This window comes from Sphingomonas fuzhouensis, assembly GCF_034659795.1.
Classification (GTDB): domain Bacteria; phylum Pseudomonadota; class Alphaproteobacteria; order Sphingomonadales; family Sphingomonadaceae; genus Sphingomonas; species Sphingomonas fuzhouensis.
Window position 1 is genome coordinate 1 of the sequence record NZ_JAXSQY010000012.1, and the last position, 17,867, is coordinate 17,867.

The window sequence follows — 17,867 nt, forward strand, 5'->3', positions numbered from 1 at the left end:
CGCTGCGCGTCGAGGGTGCGCAGCGTATCGAGCCCGAGACGGTGTTGTCCTACACCAAGCTTCGGGTCGGCATGCCCTATACGCCCGAAACGCTCGACCAGGCGCTGAAGGACCTTCAGGCGTCCGAGCTGTTCGCGGATTTCTCGATCTCCGGCGTGGAGACGGGCGACATCGTGCTGCGCGTGCGTGAGAACCCGATCATCAACCGGGTCATCCTGGAGGGCAACAAGCGCCTGAAGGAAGACAAGATCAAGAAGGAGATCAAGCTCGCGCCGCGGCAGATCTTCACCCGGACCGCGGTTCGCCAGGACGTGGCCCGCATCATCGAGCTGTATCGCCGCCAGGGCCGGTTCGGCGCGGTGGTCGAGCCCAAGATGGTCAATCTCGACCAGAACCGCGTCGACGTGGTGTTCGAGATCAGCGAGGGGCCGAAGTCCAAGGTCCGCCAGATCAACATCATCGGCAACGAGAAATTCTCCGACGATCAGCTGCGCGGTGCGATGTACACCAAGCAGTCGCGCTGGTTCCGTTTCCTGTCCTCGGCGACCAGCTATGACCAGGATCGCCTGGCCGCCGACCAGCAGAAGCTGCGCCTCTTCTATCTGACCAACGGCTATGCCGATTTCCGTGTGACCAGCGCGGTGGCCGAGCTGACCCCGGACAAGAAGGACTTCATCATCACCTATGTGGTGGAGGAAGGTCCGCGTTATAAGTTCGGCGACGTCAAGGTCGACAGCCAGATTCGCGACTTCGACAATGCCAAGCTGGCCGCCTCGCTGCCCATGAAAAAGGGCGACTGGTACAACGCCAAGCTGATCGAGGATTCGATCGACAGCCTCAGCCAGACGGCGGGTCTGTTCGGCTATGCCTTTACCGATGTGAACCCCGACTTCCAGCGCGACAAGGACGCGCTGACCATGTCGATCACGTTCAACATCGCCGAAGCCAAGCGCACCTATGTCGAGCGGATCGACATCAACGGCAACACGCAGACGCAGGACAAGGTCGTCCGCCGCGAAATCCGCGTGGCCGAGGGCGACGCCTTCAACAGCTTCCAGGTGCGCCGCAGCCAGGATCGCATCAACTCGCTCGGCTATTTCCAGGAAAAGCTGGAGATCAAGCAGAACCCCGGCTCGGCACCCGATCGCATCGTGCTGGAAACCAATGTCGAGGAGCGTTCGACGGGCGAGCTTTCCCTGTCGGCGGGCTATTCCAGTCTTGAAAAGATGATCGTCAGCGCTAGCCTCACCCAGCATAATTTCAGGGGCAAGGGCCAGGAGCTCCGCGCCTCGGTCAGCACCAGCTATTATGCCAAATCGGTCGAACTGGGCTTCACCGAGCCTTATCTCTTCGACAAGAACATTGCGCTGGGCGTCGATGTATTCCGCCGCGACTATAACAATTACAACACGACGACCTCCTCATCGACGTCGGTCTATGATCAGGTCACGACCGGTTTCCAGATCCGGGCGGGCGTACCGCTTACCGAATATTGGTCCATGTCCGGTCGTTACGGCCTAAGCTACGATCAGGTGTCGATCAGCAAGGACAGTTACTATACCGACGGGCGCTGCGATCCGGCGCTGGCTGGCTATTATCTCTGCGACGCGGTCGGCAATCGCTGGACGTCATCGGTGGGATATTCGCTGATGTTCGACAGCCTCAACAGCCGGCTTCGCCCGACGAGCGGATCGCGTTTCACCTTCAGCCAGGATTTTGCCGGGTTGGGCGGCGACACGCGCTATCTGCGGACTACCGTCAATCTGTCGCGCTACGCCAATCTGGGCAGCGGGTTCGTCTTCAGTGCGGCGGCGGATGGCGGATATATCCACGGGATCGGACAGGATGTCCGCCTGACCGATCGCTTCTATCTGGGCGATCCGCAGATGCGCGGCTTTGACATTCGCGGCGTCGGTCCGCGGGTATCGCGCACCTATTATGACACCAGCACCATACCCGCGACATTGTCGACCACATCGACCAGCAATACCCAGACCGCGTTGGGCGGCACCGCTTATTATCACGGCCGCCTCGAGCTGGAACTTCCGCTTGGGTCGGGGGCGCGGGAGATGGGGTTGCGTCCCTCCATCTATCTGGATGTCGGCGCGGTGTTCGGTGGAACGAAACCGACGCTGATCGACAGTTGCGCCACGGCCAACGCAGCGGGCACGGCTTGCACCGGCGCCACGCGCCAGTATCGCGACAGCGCCGGAAATCTGTTGTACCTCAACAGCGAAGGCTCCTCGACGACGACCAATACCGGTACGCCCTATACCTACTCGCTGGGGACCTATGCCGAGACCTATCAGGGCAATTCGGCCAGTCCCCGCCTGTCGCTCGGCATCGGCGTCAACTGGAACTCGCCCTTTGGCCCGCTGCGGCTCGATCTGGCCAAGGCACTGCTGAAGCAGCCCGGCGACGATACGAAGCTGATTACCTTCAACGTCGGAACGCAATTCTGACTCTGGCCGCCCGGCCTGACAGGCCTCAAACGGCGAGTGGGAGCGTCACGCGCGCACGCCCACCCGTGGGGCCGTTCTCCAAAACCGCCTCGCCGTCATGCCGCGCCGCGACCGACCGGACAATGGCAAGTCCCAGGCCCGTTCCACCGGTCGCCCGGTTGCGCGACGGGTCGCCCCGTGCAAAGGGTTCGAAGAGATATTCCACCGTCGCCGGGTCGATACCCGGCCCGCAATCGTCGATCGTGACCGAGACGGTGTCGCCCTCCACCTGCCACGCGATCGCCGCGCACTCGCCATAGCGTATCGCGTTTTCGACCAGATTGGCGAACAGCCGCCGCAGCGCCACCGAGTCCCCCTTGACGATCACCCGGGGGCCGGGTTCCGTCGTCACGGACTTTCCGGCGTCGGCGACATCGTCGGCAAGGCTTTCGATCAGGCTGCCCAGGTCCAGCCGTTCCCGCGCGCCCACCGCCTCGTCGCGCGCGAACGACAGCGCGGCGGCGATCAGGCCGCGCATCTCGGCAATGTCGGCGGCGGCGCGCTCGCGCGCCAGCTCGGGCAATTGCTCGACGCGGAAGGCAAGGCGCGACAGCGGCGTGCCGAGGTCATGCGCGATCGCGGCAAGCATGGTGGTGCGGCCCTCGGCATGTTTCGCCAGTCGTTCATGCATCGCCGCGACCGCCGTCGATAGCGCGCGCACCTCGCGCGTCCCGCCGCGCGGCAGGGCGGGCAGTTCGGCGCCGGCCCGCGCGCGCTCGGCGGCCCGCGCGACCGCGCGTACCGGTCGCGAGATGATCTGCGCGATGACCCAGGCGGGCACCGCAAGGGCAACCACCGAGATCAGCATCGCGAACAATGTGGTGAAATGCCATGGTGCCAGGAACGGACGCGGCGTCTCGACCACCCGCCATCCGACGGGGGTTTTCCATCCTACGATGAACTCGGGGCCCAGCACGCCCATGTCGGTGGCCATCGGCCGTCGCGTATAGGCAACGACATCCTCCGGACGGACGCCGAGCGTCGCCGCCACGGATCGGCGCCCCTGCTCGTCGGCGCGGAGGTTGCGATTGGGTGCGGGCGAATCCTGCACGGTCGAGACCCTGATCGGCGAACCGGTGACCGGAGGTGCCTGTCCGGTGCGAAGCGCCTGCGCCACGATCGATAGGGGCTCCCCGAAACGCCGCGCCGGTGGACCGTTGAACGTCACCACGAAGATCGTCGTCGCCGCGACGACGACCGACACGATGACCAGGGCAAAGATCGGCCATGCGATCGTTCGCCCGCCCTGGCGACGTTCAGCGGTGCTCGACATCGGCTGCGAACATATAGCCTTCGTTGCGGATGGTGCGGATCAGCTCGTCACTGCGGCCCCCCGGGCTTCCGTCTCGCATCAGCTTGCGCCGCAATCGGCTGACCTGCACGTCGATGACCCGGTCGAAATGCTCGGCATTGGCACCGCGCGAGTGGTCGAGCAAAAAATCGCGGGTGAGGACACGGCGGGGGTGATCGACGAACGTCATCAGCAGCCGGAACTCGCCATCGGACAGGTTGATGAGCACGTCCTCGGGGTTGAACAGTTGCCGGCCGACGGGATCGAGCCGCCATCCGGCGAAGCGTTGGAAGGTTCGGCTCTGTACCGTAACCGCACCGACCGGGCGCTCCCCCTGTCGACGTAGCACGGAGCGGATTCGCGCCAGCAGTTCGCGGGGCGAGGCGGGCTTGGCGATATAGTCGTCGGCGCCCATTTCGAGGCCGACGATCCGATCGACCTCTTCCCCGATCACCGACATGACGATGACGGCGGGTGCGGTCGTGCGATCGAGCGACCGGAGGATCGACAGGCCGTCCTCGCCGGGCATCATCACGTCCAGCACGACAAGGGAATATTGTTGCTGCTCCAGGGCGCTTCGCATCGTCGCCCCATCCTCCACCGCATCGACGTCATAGCCGTGCGCACGCAGGAACTCGCGAGTCAGTTCCCGGATGTCGGGATCGTCGTCGACGATCAGCAATCGGCCGCCGCGATCCGTCAAATCATCAATTTCGATAGGGGTTTGAAGCATGTGCAAGCCATTGCATCGCGGCGTATCGCGCGCATTGCAGGGCCGCAATATGCCCAAATTGCCTTTCGGCGTGTTAAAGATATCACAGTATCCTGGGCGGTGGAAAACTGCCGGCCTCCAGTCTCCCGCAATGTTTTTCTCCTGTATGTCCGCTCGTCAAAGGCGGCGTTGCCGAAAAATACCGGCATAATCCTTGAACTACAGATGAAATGCCGACCTAGCCTCGGATGCTGGCGATGGGCAGACGCACACAAGCGCACAAACCGCCGCCCGCGCGGCGCTCCAGGACCACCTCGCCATCCATGGTCGCGGCTTGCGCCCTGGCGATCGCCAGTCCGATGCCGCTGCCACCCTTCACCCCCACGTCACCCCGGAAAAAGGGCTCGAAGGCGCGCGACAGCATGGCGTCGGGCATTCCGGGGCCACGATCACATACCGAGATCACGATATACGGGTCATGCTGCGTCCAGGACAGTTCCGCGCCGTCGGCATATCGCACCGCATTGTCGACCAGGTTGGTAAGGCAGCGGGTCAGGGCGTCGGGCTTCACGCGGAGGCGGAGGGTCGGTTCGCCGCGATAGGTGACCGAATGCCCCATATCCACCGCGTCGTCCGCCAGGCTGGACAGCAGCGATCCCAGATCGACGATGCTCCATTCTTCGCCGCTCTCGGCACTGCGCGCCAAATCCAGCCCCCGGCGCACCATGCGTAACGTGGCGGACAGATCGCCGATCAGTCGGGCGCGGAGCGCCTCGTCCTGCACCTGTTCCAGCCGCAGCCGCAGACGGGTCAGCGGTGTTTGCAGATCGTGGCTGATCGCGGCGAGCAGATGGGTGCGCTCGCGCAGACCGGCGCGCACCCGCTCTTGCATGACGTTGAAGGTCGCCAGCGCCTCGCGCACATCGACCGGGCCTGTCTCGGGCACCGGGTCGGCATCGATCGATCCGGCAAACGCCCGCGAGGCGCTGGTCAACCGACGCAGCGGCCGGGTCGCGAACCGTGCGGCGATGGCCGACGGCAGGATGCAGGCGAGGGCGATCAGGGCAAGGAACGGCAGGTCGGACAACAGGGTGGGCGGTGGCAGGAGATAGGGCAGGTCGAGTCCGACCGTGACGCGCCCGGATGCCGGCGCGATCGTCAGCAGCCAGCAATCCGACGCGGGAAACGCGCCGAACCCGGCGGCCCTCGACCGGTGCCAGAAGGGATCGGTGGTATGACACAGGGCGTCGCTCGCCGGAGACAGGCGGACAGGCGTGCCTGGGCCGATCCGCTGCGCCAGCCGCGCGGTGAGCCGTTGGTCCGCCGGAGGAAGGGCGGCGTAGGGGGCGACGATGACCGCGCCGATGATGCCCTGGTTCGTCATGACCCTAAGCGTGCCACGCGGGTCTTGACGAAAGCGCTCGACGATGTCGGCCGCGCTGGCGAGCACGCGTTCGGACTGGAGCCGGCGATAGTCCGAACGGCGGATCTGTCCGGCGACGAGCAGGGCGAAGACGACGGCCAGGACGGTTCCGAGCGACAGCAGCAGCGCGATACGCCCGCTCAGCGAGCGGAAGAGGCGGGCGAAGCGCATCACTCGAACCGTACGGCGGCTCCGAGCAGATAGCCCTGTCCACGTGCGGTCAGGATCAGGTCGTCGCCGTACGGTGCCAATTTGCTGCGCAGACGGCTGATCTGGTTGTCGATCGAACGATCGAACGCGGCTGTCGCGGCGCGTTCGGGCAGCAATGCCTCGCGGGGGAGGGGCTGGCTGGGACTTTGGACCAGACGACAGAGAATATCGAACTCGCTGGTCGAGAGCATCACGACGCTGCCATCGGGCGCGCGCAGGCGGCGGCGAACCAGATCGAGCTGCCAGCCCCCGAAGCGCGCCACGACGGGGGGCGGTGCGGGGGCAGGCGCGCGGCGAAGCAGGTTGCGGACCCGGGCGATGAGCTCGCGCGGCTCGAACGGCTTGGTCAGATAATCGTCGGCGCCGAGTTCCAGCCCCAGTATCCGGTCGATCGCGCCGTCGCGCGCGGTCACCATGATGATCGGGACGCCGTTGCCCGCCGCGCGCAGGTCGCGGCACATATGCAGGCCGTCACCGTCTGGCAGACCGAGATCGAGGACGATCAGGTCGATGGCCTCGCTGGCCAGGGCGGCCTGGATGCCCGCTATGTCACCGGCCGTCACGACATCGAACCCGGCATTCGCAAGCTGCGCGCTCACCATCTCCCGGATATCGGGATCGTCGTCGGCGATGAGCAAGCGATGAGGGGATTGGCGCATGTGGACCTCAGATCCCCCGCGAGCGGAAAGGCGCAGTCATCGCTGCGTCACGGCGGCTGGGGCCGCGAGGCTCGGATCGGCGCCGATCACCTGATAGAGGGTAATGCGATTGTTGAGATCCGCAAGGATCGTCGTCAATTGCGTCTGACGCGCCGAATATAGGGTCCGCTGCGAGACGAGCGTCGTCAGGAAGCTGTCGACACCTTCGCGATAGCGCGCATCGGCAATGCGGTAGCTTCGCAGCGATGAGGCGACGAGGAGCTGCTGCGCATCGCGCTGGCGTCCGATCGTGCCCCGCCGGGCAAGAGCATCGCTGACTTCCCGGTAAGCGGTCTGGGCGGCCTTGCGATAGGTGGCGAGATAATAGTCGCGCTGGGCGATGGCATAGTCGAGATTGCCACGGTTGGTGCCGCCCAGGATGGGAAGGCTGGCGTTCGCGCTGGCGGACCAGATGCTCGACGCGCCGGAGAACAGCGCGGACAGCGCGGTCGAGGCCAGTCCCAGCGCCCCCGTGAGCGAGATCTTCGGGAAGAATGCCGCCCGCGCCGCCGCGACGTTATAGCCCGTCGCCTCCAGCTGCCGCTCCGCCTCCACCACGTCCGGTCGAGACAGGAGCACAGCAGAGGACAGGCCCGCCGCCGGGACCGCCAGACCATCGTCGATTTCCTTGAGCGAGGTGGGCAGGGTGGTGTCGTCGAGCCGATGGCCGGTCAGCAGTTCCAGCGCATTGCGGTCCTGCGCGACTTGGGTGGTGTAGCTGGCAACGTCCGACTGGGCCTGGGCCAAGACCGTCTGCGAATCCGCGACGTCGGAACCGCTCACCAGCCCCTGGTCGTGCAGGTCCTGGTTCAGCGTCACCGTCCGGCGGCTGCTGGTCACCTGCTCCTCTGCGACGGTAAGGCGATCGCGGTCGGCGGCGAGCGCGACATAGGCCCTGGCGGTCTCCGCCACGATGCTCAACCGGGTCGACCGGGCGCCGCTGTCGGTGGCGAGATATTGTGCGAATGCGGCGCGCGACAGATTGTGCAGCCGTCCGAACAGGTCGAGCTCGAAGCTGCTGACCCCGGCCTGCGCGGCATAGGAGCTGCCGGACCCGGTGGTATTCGAATTACCGTCGAGCACATTGCCCTGATCGCTCGCGCTGCCGGTCGCCGCCAGGGTCGGAAATTGGTAGCTGCGCTGCGTACGATATTGCGCGCGCGCCGATGCGACGTTGGCGACCGCCGCCGCCAGGTCTTGATTGTGGATCAGGGCCTCGCCGATCACATGGCGCATCTTGGCATCGGTCGCCAGGGCCTGCCAGGTCATGCCCACCATGTCGGTGCCGCTTGCGGCCGGATAAGCGGCGCCCGCCGGCCATTGTTGCGGCACGAAGTCGGCAATCGGGCGAACGGGCTTTGCGGTCGTGCCGCAGGCGGCCAGACTTGCGGTCCCGGTGAGTAGGAGGACTATCTGCAGGGCGGCATGGGGGCGGCGGGTCATGCCTCCGTCTCCTTGGGCGTGCGGTGGAACAGGCGGGCGACCGCCACGAAGAAGAGTGGCACGTAGAAGATCGCGATGACCGTTGCGGTCAGCATACCGCCGACGACCGCGGTGCCGATCGCGATGCGGCTGTTCGCCCCCGCGCCCGTCGCGACCGCCAGCGGCAACACGCCCAGGATGAAGGCGAGGCTGGTCATCAGGATGGGCCGCAGTCGGGTCCGTGCCGCGTCGAGCGCGGCCGTGACGACATCCTCGCCCCGCCGCCGCGCCATTTCCGCGAACTCTACGATCAGGATGGCATTCTTGGCGGTAAGGCCGATCGTGGTGATAAGGCCGACCTGGAAGTAGATGTCGTTGTCGAGCCCACGGAACGTCACCGCCAGCACCGCGCCGATGACGCCGAGTGGCAACACCAGGAGTACCGCGATCGGCACCGACCAGCTTTCGTACAGGGCCGCCAGGCACAGGAAGACGACGAGGATCGACAGGCCATAGAGCATCGGTGCCTGTCCGCTCGACTGGTTCTCCTGATAGGACAGGCCCGACCAGGCATAGGACGTGCCGGGTGCCAGCTTCTGCTGAAGCTGGACAATGGCCTTCATCGCCTCGCCGGAGCTGGTGCCGTCGGCGGCCTCGCCCTGGATCTCGTAGGAGGAGCGGCCATTAAAGCGCGAGACGCTGTTCGGCCCCTTTTCCCATGACGTGGTCGCGATCACCGAGAAGGGCACCATCGTTCCCGACGAGGTTCGGACGAACCAGCCGTCGAGATCGGATGGCAGCATCCGAAACGGCGCATCGGCCTGGAGATAGACGCGCTTCACCCGTCCGCGATCGACGAAGTCGTTGATATAGGTCCCGCCCCACGCGCCGGACAGCGCGTTGGTGACGTCGGATTCGGTCAGGCCGAGTACGGCAAGCTTGGCATCGTCCAGCGCAATACGGAGCTGCGGCGTGTCGGGCAGGGTCGCGGCACGGACCTGCTTGAGCTTGGAATCCTTGGCGGCGGCGGCGATCAGCTTGTCGCGTAGGGCGAGGAACTTTTCCCGTGCCATGTTGCTGGAATTGAGCAGTTCGAAGGTGAAGCCGTTCGACTGGCCCAGTCCCGAAATGGCGGGCGGGGTCATCGGGATGATCGTCGCGTCGCGAATGGTCGACAGCGCCTTCATCGCGCGAAGATTGATCGCCGAGGCGCTGGCGTCCTTGCCCTTGCGCTGGTCGAAGGGGGCAAGGCTCATGAACGCCATGCCGGTGTTCTGACCCGAGCCGCTGAAGCCGAAGCCGGTGATGGAAAAGGAGTCCTTGACCGTCTTGGATTCGTTCTTGCTGATATAGTCCTGCACCGCGTCACGCACCGCCTCGGTTCGTTCGGCGGTCGCGCCGGCGGGGAGGTTGAACATCACCATCACCTGGCCCTGATCCTCGGTCGGCAGGAAGCTGGTCGGCAGCCGCAGGAACAGGACGGTCATGATGACCACGATGATAGCGAAGATACCGAAATGGACGACGCGGCGGTCGATCACGCGGCGGGTCCCGTCGACATAGCGATGGGTGCAGCGGTCGAACCACCGATTGAAACGCCCGAACAGGCCGGGCCGCTGCAGGGCGTCGCCGTGTGACGGCTTAAGCAACGTCGCGGTCAGGGCTGGGCTAAGGATCAACGCGACCAGCACCGACAGGATCATCGCCGAGACGATGGTCACCGAGAACTGGCGATAGATGACCCCGGTCGATCCCCCGAAAAAGGCCATCGGCAGGAACACGGCCGACAGGACCAGCGCGACGCCGACCAGAGCGGAGCCGATCTCCTCCATCGACTTGATCGTCGCCTCACGCGGGGAGAGCCCGTCCTCGTCCATCACGCGCTCGACATTCTCGACGACGACGATCGCGTCGTCGACCAGCAGGCCGATCGCCAGCACCATGCCGAACAGCGTCAACGTGTTGATCGAATAGCCGAACAGCGACAGGATGCCGAAGGTCCCGAGCAGCACGACCGGCACTGCGACAGCGGGAACGAGCGTTGCCCGCCAGCTTTGCAGGAACACGAACATCACCGCCACGACCAGGGCGACCGCGATCAGCAAGGTTTCGATCACCTCATGGATCGACAATTTGACGAAGTCGGTCGTGTCGCGTGGATAGGCGATGGTGTAGCCGGCGGGCATACCGACGGCCAGTTCCTGGACCCGTGCCTTGACCGCCGAAGCTGTCTTAAGTGCATCCGCGCCCGATGCGAGCTGGATGGCGATGCCCGAACCGGGATGCCCGTTCAGTCGCGCCGACGAGGAATAGCTTTCCTGGCCCAACTCGACACGGGCCACGTCGCTGAGCCGCACGATCGATCCCGAGGTGGCGGTCTTCAGCACGATGTCACGGAACTGCTCTGGCGTCTGGAGGCGCGACTTGGCGCGGACGGTCGCGTTGAGCTGCTGGCCCTTGACTGCGGGCAGTGCGCCCACCTGGCCTGCGGAGACGTCGACATTCTGCGCCTCGATCGCCGTCTGAACGTCGGACGGCATCAACTGGACCGCGGCGAGCTTGGCGGGGTCCAGCCAGATGCGCATGGCATATTCCGAACCGAAGACCGTGCTCGACCCGACGCCGTCTACGCGGGCGAGATCGTCCTGGAAATGGCTGACCAGATAATCGGCGACATCCGCTTCGGAGGCTTTGTCCGTCTTGTCATAGACCGCGACGATCATCAGGAAGTCGCTGTTCGACTTGGTGACGGTCACGCCTTGCTGCCGGACCGCCGAAGGGAGTCGCGCCTCGGCCTGCGAGACCTTGTTCTGGACCTGAACCTGGGCGGTATCGGCGTCCGTGCCCTTCTTGAAGGTGACGGTGATCGTCGCCGACCCCGACGAGTCGGACGAGGACGAAAAATACTGCATCCCGTCGATGCCGGTGAGTTGCTGTTCGATCACCTGGGTGACGCTGGTCTCCAGCGTTTCCGCCGACGCACCGCTATAGGTGGCGCTGATCTGTACCGTCGGGGGCGCGACGTCGGGATATTGGGCGATCGGCAGGGTGGTGATCGCGCCGATCCCGCCGAGCATGACGACGATCGCGATGACCCAGGCAAAGATCGGGCGATCGACAAAGAAGCGACTGATGCCCATGGCGTTACTGTCCAAGCCGCACGGTGACCGCCTTGACGGTGTCGCCGGCCTTCACCTTGTCCGATCCCTGGACGATCAGCCGGTCCCCCGCCTTGAGGCCGCTGGTGACGAGCCACTTGTCGCCGATCGCCTCACCGGTCGTCAGCGAGCGCTGGGCCACCTTTCCGTCCGCACCGATGACGAAGGCGCTGGCGTTGCCTTTGGCATCGCGCGTAATGCCCTGTTGGGGTGCGAGAATGCCTTCGGCTATCTGCGTCTGCGGCACCGTCACGCGAACGAACATGCCGGGCAGCAGGAGCCCCTGCGGATTGGGGAAGCGCGCGCGCAGCGTGATCGTGCCCGTGGTGGTGTCGACCGAGGCCTCTCCGAATTCCAGGGTGCCGATCTGGGAGAAGGCGTGGTTGTTCTCCAACTGCAGCCGGACCGCGATGCGGGAGGGGCGGCTGCCGTTCCGGGCGAGCTTCTCGCGCAGATCGAGCACGGCGACGGCCGATTGCTGGATATCGACATAGATCGGGTCGAGCTGCGAAATGGTCGCGAGCGCGGTGGTCTGCGCTGCGGTGACGAGCGCGCCTTGGGTATAGGCCGACCGTCCGATGCGGCCCGAGATCGGAGCGACCACGCGGGTGAAGCCCAGATTGACGTCGGCGCTGTTCAGCGTCGCGCGATATTGACGGACATTGGCCTGTGCCTGCCGTGCCGAGGCGACCGCGTCGTCGACGTCCTGGCGTGCGACCGCATCGGCGTTTTGAAGACGGCCATAGCGATTGGCCTTGGCCTGCGCCGTCACCGCCGCCGCCTGCGCATTGGCGAGCTGCGCCGCCGCCTGGTCACGGGTGGCGCGATAGAGGCGCGGGTCGATCTGGTAGAGCGGCTGGCCGGCGCGGACGACCGTGCCCTCGGTGAACAGCCGCGCCCGGATGATCCCGTCGACCTGGGGCCGCACCTCGGCGGTGACGGCCGCCGCGACCCGTCCGGTCAGTGTGGTGGTGACGGTCACCGGCTGGGTGACGATGGTCACCGTCCCCACCTCCACCGGCGCGGTGCTGCGCGAAGGCTGGTTGCCGGAACCGCACGCCGCAAGGACCAGCGCCAGGGGGAGTGCGCGGTGACGGGCGATCATCGGAACGCCCCCGCGAGCTGATGCAGTCTGTCCCACGTCGCCCCCGCGGCCGGTGGTGCGACATCGTGCCGAAGCGCGGCCGCTTCCGAATATCGGGGATGACGTGGCGGGAAGAACATGTATCCAATCCTCTTGGGAGGACTGAAGCGATTAAGGGTCGATCACCTGTTGAAACAGCCAGACTGGGTATCCGCTGGTATCAAAGTGTATCGGCGTTCGAGGCCGACACGCGCGCAGGGATATCGCGATCCCTGCCGACGAACAGGGTACTCGTGTCAGTGACCGAACAAGTCATAGTCCGGATCGCGCCGTTCCGCGAAAGACTGGCTCATTTCCTTCGACTCGGCCGTCTTCATGTAGAGCGGCAGCAGGATATCATGCGTCGTCCGCGATAGTCCGGCGACGCCGCCATGGCGGGCGTTGAATGCGCCCTTGATCGCCGCCAGCGCGACCGGACCGCGATTGGCGACCTCCAATGCAAAGGCGCGGGTTTCGCGTTCCAGATCCTCGTCCGCGACGACCTTGTTAATCATTCCGAGCGACAGCGCCTCGTCCGCCGATATCTTCGGATTGCGCATCCAGATTTCCTTGGCCTTTTTCTTGCCGACCAGATCCTCAAGATACCAGGTGCCATAGCCGGCATCGAAGCTGCCCATCATCGGGCCGACCTGGCGGAACACCGCGCTTTTCTTGGCGATGGTCATGTCGCACACCACCTGTAGGACGTTTCCGCCCCCCACCGCGAAACCGTTGACCATCGCGATGACGGGCTTTTGCAGCCGGTCGATGCTCTCGTACATCTCCAGTGTCGGCAGCACCCCGGCGTACAGGTTGCTATCCTCCATGCCGTCCTTCCGACCGCCGATACAGAAGAACTTGTCGCCCGCACCGGTGATGACCAACACGCGGGTCCGCGTCTCGCGCCGGATCGCGTTGATGCAGTCGCGAATCTCGTGGCACATGGTCTCGGTGAACATGTTGCCGTCATGCGGACGGTTGAGGGTCAGCGTCCCGATCGGGCCGTCTTCCGAATAGAGAATCTCAGTGTAGCTCACGATAGCGCTCCTGATGTGACGTCACCGCTGGCCGTTCAGAAAGGCCGCGATGCGGGTCTGCGTGTCGGGTAGGGCGAAGAGCAGACGGTCGGCCTCCAGCTCCTCGGCAAAGCCGTCGCGGCCGCTGTCGCCGGCGGCGGCGATCAACTGCTTCGCCTGACGAACCGAACCGGTCGAAAGCGCGGCGATCCGGTCGCCGATCGCCGCTGCCGTCGTCGCCAGTTCGGCGCGGGCGACCGACCATTGCACCAGCCCGAGCGCCAGCGCGGCCTGGCCATCGATAATTTCGCCCGACAGGATCAGTCGCGACGCGGTCCCGCGACCGCACAGCCAGGTCAGCCGCTGCGTCCCCCCTGCGCCGGGGATAAGGCCCAGCTTCGCCTCGGGCAGGCCGAGCTTGGCCTCATCCGCCGCGATCCGGAGATCGCAGGCGAGCGCCAGTTCCAATCCCCCGCCAAGAGCCGCGCCGCCGATCTCGGCCAGCACGACCTGCGGCAGGCGTTCCAGTCGGGCGAAGGCGCGCTGGAACTCCCGGACATCGCGGACCATCGCATCGGCACCGTCCGCGCGCGCCATCAGACCGGCGATGTGCGCGACATCCATGCCCGCACAGAAAATCTTGTGCGCGGAGCGGAGATGAAGGACGCTGATATCGTCGCGGACCTCTATTCCATCGAGAAACTGGTGAAAGGTGGCGAGCCATTCATCGTTGATCGCGTTGACCGGGGGACGATCCAGCGTGAGGATCAGCCGCGCGCCCTTCTCTTCGGTCCGAAACATCCGCTCAGTTCCGCTTTTCGGCGAAGGCGCGGCCGACGAGCTGGCGGTGAATCTGGTTGGCCCCCTCCCAGATCTGGGTGATCTTGGCGTCGCGCATGAGGCGTTCCACTTCATATTCCTGGCAATAGCCATAGCCGCCGTGAAGCTGGACGGCGGTTTCGGTCACCTGCATGGCGACGTCGGTCGCGCGCATCTTGAGCATCGATGCCTCGATCGCGATATCGCTTTCGCCTGCGTCGACCATCCCCGCCAGGCGCCAGAGAAAGCTTTCGACCATCGCGATGTCGGTCGCCATGTCGGCGATCATGAACTGGACGCCCTGATTGTCGATGATCCGCCGCTGCGACTGCTTGCGCTGGTTCACATAGGCGACGGTGCGATCAAAGGCCGCACGCGCGATGCCCAGGGCCTGCGCCGCGACGCTGGGTCGCGACTTGTTGAGCGATGCGAACAGGATGGGGAGTCCGGCACCGGGCTCGCCGAGCAGATTGGCGCGTGGCACCCGGCAGCCGTTGAACGCCAGCGTCGCGGTCGAGGACGCGCGGTGCCCCATCTTGTGCTCGACGCCGAGGACCTCCAGTCCGGGCGTTCCCTTCTCCAGCACCAGAACGGAAATCGCCTTGCGGGGATCGGCGATGTCCGACCATTTGCCGAACAGGAGATACAGGTCCGCGCGGTCGCCATTGGAGATGAAGGTCTTGCCGCCGGTGACGATGATGTCGTCGCCGTCCTCGACGAACTGGGTCCGCATGCCGGTGGCATCCGACCCCGCATCGGGCTCGGTGATCGCCAGCGCGGCGAGCCCTCCTTCGGCAATGCGCGGCAGGAGCCGCAGCTTCTGTTCCTCGGTGCCGAACTCGATCAGCGGCTTCATCGCGTGGAAGTTGGTCGCCCAGGTGATGCCGGTCGAGGCGCAGGCCGCGCTGATGATCTGCACGCAGGCGAGATAGGCGGCGTAGCTGAGCGCCACGCCGCCATAAGCCTCGGGCACGAACATCGCGTTCAGGCCCAGCGCATCGATCGCCGCCATGCTGTCGACGGGGAAGGTCGCCTCCCGATCATAGCGCGCCGCATTGGGCGCGATGACGTCCGCGGCGATGCTGCGGACCGAGTCCAGCAGGATCTGTTCTTCGTCGCTGAAGCGAACCGATGATGGGATACGGTCGAGAATACCGCTCATTGGATGACTGACTCCGTGCGAAGCGTCGCGATGTCGTCCGGCGAGCAACCGGCCCGCTGGGTCAGGATGGCTTCGGTATCCGCGCCGAGCGACGGGGGCGGGCGGCGGGCCTGTATCGGCGCTCCGTCGATCGCTATCCCCAGGCCGACCTGCGGTATCGCCTCGTCGCCCACCGTCATCGCATAGAACAGGCCGCGCCGCGCCAGTTCCGGGTCGTGCGCGACCTGATCGATCCGGTTGATCGGCCCCGACGGGATGCCGTTTCGTTCGAAAGCGTCGAGCCAGGCGTCGCGTCCGCGCGTGTTCAGGATCGCCTGGATGCGCGCCACGATCTCCGGCCGCACGGCATGGCGCTTGGCGTTGGTCGAGAAGCGTTCCTGCCGGGCATAGTCGGGCTCGCCGACCGTGTCCCAGAAACGTTGCCAGATCCCGTCATTGCCCAAGCCCAGGGTCAGCGGCTCGTCGGCCGTGTCGAAGGACTGGTAGATGGCGATGACGCTGTCCTTGGCGCCGGTCCGGCGCGGCACCTCGCCGCTGCCCAGATAGGTCATGATCCGGGGAGAGAGGAAGCGCGTCATGCTTTCGATCATGGCGATATCGATCGAATGCCCCTTGCCACTGCGCTGTCGCTCGAAAAGCGCGGCGATGACGGCCATTGCGGCGTCCATGCCCGACAGCATGTCGGCGGCGGGCGCGCCGACCTTCTGGGGCGGCGACTCCGCCTCGCCGGTGATGTCCATGATGCCGCTATAGCCTTCGGCGATCAGGTCGTAGCTGGTCTTGTCGGCCCGCGCGCCGTCCAGCCCAAATCCGGTGATCGAGCAGAAGACGATGTCCGGCCGGACCGCGGCGAGGGACCGGTGATCGACCTTCAGCTTTTTCTGGACCCGCGGGACCATGTTGACGATCACGGCGTCGCAGCTCTCGACGAGCCGGTAAAGGATCGCACGTCCCTCGTCGGTGGAATAGTCGAGCGCGACCGATCGCTTGTTCCTGTTGACGCTGAGATACCAGAGCGAGGTGCCGCCCAGGAACGGCGGTCCCCAGGATCGGGTATCGTCACCCGAATTCGGACGCTCGACCTTGATGACCTCGGCCCCCAGATCGGCCAGCAGCATCGTGGCATAGGGCCCGGCGATCGACGTGGTCAGGTCGAGTATGGTGATGCCCGCCAGAAGGCCGGGCGTGTCGCTGTCAGGCGCTATGACGGGCAGCATGTCGACGGGCAGGGTCATCGATATTCCCATAAGTCCAGGGGACGGCGGGATATGGCGAGCGACAGGGCGCATCAATTCGCCTGGGGGTTCTGCCTGCCCAGTGTACGAGCCGACATGCACGAGGCCATCTGCGCCCGACCACAGGGCGGACAGCCCCGAGGGTCGCGTTGACCATGGCGCGCGATATTTCCACGACCGGTCGGCATCGATCGACTGCGATCGGATCGTAGGAGAGGGTATTTGCCATTCAGCCACTGCGCAGTCGCCGGTGCCGGCACCATGGGCACGGGCATCGCGATCACCATCGCGCGGGCGGGGTTCGACATAACCCTGTTCGATCTCGACGAAACCGCGCTTGACCGTGCCGCCGCCCAGGTACGCGATTTCCTGGCAGGTTCCGTCCGAAAGGGTCGACTGGACGAAGCCACCGCCGCCCGCGCCAACGCGGCGCTGCGCTTCACCACCTCGCTGAGCGATCTGTCGGACGCCGACGTGGTCGTCGAGGCCGTGTATGAGGATCTGGCCGTCAAACAGCAGCTCTGGCGCGATCTCGACACGATCTGCGGGCCTGAGGCGATCTTCCTCAGCAATACCTCGACGCTGTCGATCACCGAGCTTGCGGCCGCGTCATCGCGGCCGGACCGGGTCGCGGGCGCACATTACTGTTTGCCCGCGCAGGTGATGAAGCTGGTGGAATGTTCGCGCGCACTGCAGACCTCGGACGCGACCTGGACGCGCACCCTCGAATTCGTCGCCGCGACCGGTCAGAGGGCCGTCGAAACCGCCGACCGGCCTGGTTTCATCCTCAACCATTTCTGCATTCCCTATCACAATGACGTGATCCGGCTGATCGAGTCCGGTGTGGCCGCGCCTGAAGACATCGACCGGGCGATGAAGGCGGGAATGGGTTTCGCGATGGGGCCGTGCGAACTGCTCGACATGATCGGCCTCGACACACAGGTCCGGCTGAGCGAGGCGCTGCACAAGGTGACCAACGATCCCCGCGCCGCCGCGCCGCCGCTCCTGCGACGGATGGTGGCCGCCGGTCAGCTCGGCCGCAAGTCGGGGCGCGGCTTTTTTTCATATCAGGCCGATCAGCTCTTTGGGGCGTGATA

13 protein-coding genes are annotated in these 17,867 nt (G+C 65.4%); 2 read left to right on the forward strand and 11 right to left on the reverse strand.

The window, feature by feature from the left end:
• Positions 1 to 2,462 (forward strand): outer membrane protein assembly factor BamA (gene bamA, locus U1H82_RS17710; protein WP_511073016.1); only part of this gene is annotated, 2,462 nt, incomplete at its 5' end.
• A gap of 25 nt (positions 2,463 to 2,487) precedes the next feature.
• Here the strand turns inward: bamA and U1H82_RS17715 are convergent.
• From U1H82_RS17715 to U1H82_RS17765, 11 genes are all read right to left on the reverse strand, one after another.
• Positions 2,488 to 3,774 carry an ATP-binding protein gene (locus tag U1H82_RS17715; RefSeq protein ID WP_322966306.1) on the reverse strand — a complete coding sequence of 429 codons (1,287 nt, stop codon included), beginning with the start codon at positions 3,772 to 3,774 and terminating at the stop codon, positions 2,488 to 2,490.
• Positions 3,758 to 4,525: a response regulator gene (locus tag U1H82_RS17720; protein WP_322966307.1), complete on the reverse strand. Its 768-nt coding sequence runs from the start codon at positions 4,523 to 4,525 to the stop codon at positions 3,758 to 3,760. Before U1H82_RS17720 ends, U1H82_RS17715 begins: the two co-directional genes overlap by 17 nt.
• A 217-nt stretch (positions 4,526 to 4,742) precedes the next feature.
• Positions 4,743 to 6,098, reverse strand: a complete 1,356-nt coding sequence (locus U1H82_RS17725) for a sensor histidine kinase (RefSeq protein ID WP_322966309.1) — start codon at positions 6,096 to 6,098, stop codon at positions 4,743 to 4,745.
• Complete coding sequence (locus U1H82_RS17730; RefSeq protein ID WP_322966311.1) at positions 6,098 to 6,796, reverse strand: response regulator transcription factor; 699 nt, start codon at positions 6,794 to 6,796, stop codon at positions 6,098 to 6,100. The genes U1H82_RS17725 and U1H82_RS17730 overlap by 1 nt, the downstream gene beginning before the upstream one ends.
• Before the next feature lie 36 nt (positions 6,797 to 6,832).
• Positions 6,833 to 8,278 (reverse strand): efflux transporter outer membrane subunit, encoded by a 1,446-nt coding sequence (locus U1H82_RS17735; protein WP_322966313.1) that lies wholly within the window; start codon positions 8,276 to 8,278, stop codon positions 6,833 to 6,835.
• Positions 8,275 to 11,397 (reverse strand): efflux RND transporter permease subunit, encoded by a 3,123-nt coding sequence (locus tag U1H82_RS17740; RefSeq protein ID WP_322966314.1) that lies wholly within the window; start codon positions 11,395 to 11,397, stop codon positions 8,275 to 8,277. The genes U1H82_RS17735 and U1H82_RS17740 overlap by 4 nt, the downstream gene beginning before the upstream one ends.
• A gap of 4 nt (positions 11,398 to 11,401) precedes the next feature.
• Positions 11,402 to 12,520: an efflux RND transporter periplasmic adaptor subunit gene (locus U1H82_RS17745; RefSeq protein ID WP_322966316.1), complete on the reverse strand. Its 1,119-nt coding sequence runs from the start codon at positions 12,518 to 12,520 to the stop codon at positions 11,402 to 11,404.
• A gap of 275 nt (positions 12,521 to 12,795) precedes the next feature.
• Positions 12,796 to 13,575, reverse strand: a complete 780-nt coding sequence (locus U1H82_RS17750; protein WP_322966317.1) for an enoyl-CoA hydratase-related protein — start codon at positions 13,573 to 13,575, stop codon at positions 12,796 to 12,798.
• Positions 13,576 to 13,596: 21 nt separating this feature from the next.
• On the reverse strand, positions 13,597 to 14,355 hold the full coding sequence (locus U1H82_RS17755; RefSeq protein ID WP_322966318.1) for an enoyl-CoA hydratase/isomerase family protein: 759 nt from the start codon (positions 14,353 to 14,355) through the stop codon (positions 13,597 to 13,599).
• Positions 14,356 to 14,359: 4 nt separating this feature from the next.
• The gene (locus U1H82_RS17760; RefSeq protein ID WP_322966319.1) at positions 14,360 to 15,535 is read right to left on the reverse strand and encodes an acyl-CoA dehydrogenase family protein; all 1,176 of its coding nucleotides are present in this window, start codon (positions 15,533 to 15,535) and stop codon (positions 14,360 to 14,362) included.
• Positions 15,532 to 16,770: a CaiB/BaiF CoA transferase family protein gene (locus tag U1H82_RS17765; RefSeq protein WP_322966321.1), complete on the reverse strand. Its 1,239-nt coding sequence runs from the start codon at positions 16,768 to 16,770 to the stop codon at positions 15,532 to 15,534. Before U1H82_RS17765 ends, U1H82_RS17760 begins: the two co-directional genes overlap by 4 nt.
• A 222-nt stretch (positions 16,771 to 16,992) precedes the next feature.
• On the opposite strand from U1H82_RS17765, the gene U1H82_RS17770 reads away from it, so the two are divergent.
• On the forward strand, positions 16,993 to 17,865 hold the full coding sequence (locus U1H82_RS17770; protein ID WP_322966322.1) for a 3-hydroxyacyl-CoA dehydrogenase family protein: 873 nt from the start codon (positions 16,993 to 16,995) through the stop codon (positions 17,863 to 17,865).
• The last annotated feature ends 2 nt before the right edge of the window (positions 17,866 to 17,867 follow it).